This window comes from Actinosynnema sp., assembly GCF_052038725.1.
Genome location: NZ_JBQGCX010000062.1, coordinates 1 through 1,784, shown reverse-complemented (window position 1 = coordinate 1,784; position 1,784 = coordinate 1). Strand labels below are relative to the sequence as shown.

General features: G+C 74.9%; 2 protein-coding genes. One reads left to right on the top strand and one right to left on the bottom strand.

Annotation, left to right across the window (positions count from 1 at the left end):
• A partial coding sequence (locus ACTUAL_RS01225) for a helix-turn-helix transcriptional regulator (protein WP_440898960.1) occupies positions 1 to 626 on the bottom strand: 626 nt, incomplete at its 3' end.
• Positions 627 to 1,037: 411 nt separating this feature from the next.
• Between ACTUAL_RS01225 and ACTUAL_RS01220 the strand changes: the two genes are divergently transcribed.
• Entirely contained in the window at positions 1,038 to 1,736 is a 699-nt protein-coding gene (locus ACTUAL_RS01220) for a TetR/AcrR family transcriptional regulator (protein ID WP_440898959.1), read from the top strand.
• Positions 1,737 to 1,784 lie beyond the last annotated feature (48 nt).

Genomic DNA, 1,784 nt, shown 5'->3' with positions numbered 1-1,784 from the left:
ACCTCGACCCGGTCGGCGGCGACCAGCGCCGGGCCCTGCCGCCACGGCCGGGGCTCGGGGTCGTCCAGCGCGACCACGGCGGCCCGCAGGTACCAGACGCCCTCGGGCAGCGCGTCGAACCGGTAGGGCCCGGAGCCGTCGCTGGTGTCGCAGGCGCGTGGCACGCCCTGGGCGATCGGGTCGGCGAACGCGGCGACGTACACCCGCACCGGCCGCCCGACCTCGGGCACGTCCACCCAGCCCCGCACCGCGCCGGTGGCCGGGCCGACCTGGGCCCTGGGCAGCGCGGACAGCGACAGCAGGCCCTCGGCGGACAGCGCCCGGTAGCGGGCGGGCGAGACGCCGACGCTGCGGGTGAACCGGCTGGTGAACGTGCCGAGGCTGTTGTAGCCGACCGCGTAGGAGATCTCGGTGACGCTGAGCCGGGTCTCCAGCAGCAGCTGCTTGGCCCTGCTGAGCCGGATGGCGGTCAGGAAGCGCCCCGGCGAGGTGCCGGTGAGCCCCCGGAAGACCCTGGAGAAGTAGAACTTGCTGAGTATCGCGGGGGTCGCCATGTCGGCCAGCGACAAGGGCTCGTGGTACCGGGTCCACATCGTGTCGATCGCGCGCTCTACGGCGTCCTGCACAGCAGCCTCCATCCCGCTCGGCGAAGCGGCGGCCAGTCGGTGGACCGGGTCCGGGACGCGGGGGGTGGTTCCGTCCCGGTGACCGCGAGCGGCCACCGGTCCTTCGCCAGGAACGCTAGCAGCGGGAACGCCGGGGGGAAGCCTCCGCGCGGCAGCACCGCACTCTGCGATATGCGCGTGCCGCACAGCGGGTACCCGGTTGGTCCGTCCGGCTGCGCCCGCGGTCGCGCCAGGGCCTCAAGCGGGCTTTGCCAGTCCACTGTGGATTTTCCGGTTCCGCTTCCCCCTTCCCCGACAACGCTTTCCGCCAGTCCGGTGACGTGCCGCCCGCCGCTTCGGACTGGCGCAGGCCCGGCGCCCGGTGGCCCGCGGGGGCGGGGGACGGCGTGCGGGCTGTGTGACACTGGCCGGGTGAGTCCGCGAAAGCTCGCACCCGAGACGCGCACGGCGCTGGTCGACCTCGCGGGGCGGCTGCTGGCCGAGCACGGCGCGCAGGCCCTGTCCACCCGCCGCATCGCCGCCGAGGCGGGCCCCTCGACCATGGCCGTGTACACCTCCTTCGGCGGCATGCGCGGCCTGGTGCGCGCCATGGCGCACGAGGGGTTCGCCCGCCTGGAGCGGCAGTTCGGCCGGGTCAGGCACACCGACGACCCGGTGGCGGACGTGCTGGTGCTCGGGCACGCCTACCGGCACAACGCGAAGGCCAACTCGCACCTGTACGCGGTGATGTTCGGCGGCCAGTCGCTGGCGGGCTTCTCGCTCACCGAGGAGGACCGCCAGTACGGCCGGTACACCCTGCTGACCGCCGTCGAGCGGGTGACCAGGTGCATCGCGGCGGGCCGCTTCCGCGAGGGCGACCCGGCGCTGATCGCGCACGAGATGTGGATCGCCACGCACGGCCTGGTGAACCTGGAGCTGGGCGGCTACCTGATCCCGCCGGTCGACGCGGAGCGCTGCTACGCGGCGCTGCTGTGCGGCCTGGTCGCCGGGGCCGGGGACGACGCGGCGTCGGCCGGGCGGTCGGTGGCGCGGGCCGAGCGCAGGCGGCGGACCGAGGTGGAGGCGGCGGGGGACGGGGCCGTCGAGGCCGACGAGGACCCAGGCGCCTGACTCTCCACTGTGGACGGTCGCGGGCCGGGAGCCCTTTCCGGCTCCCGG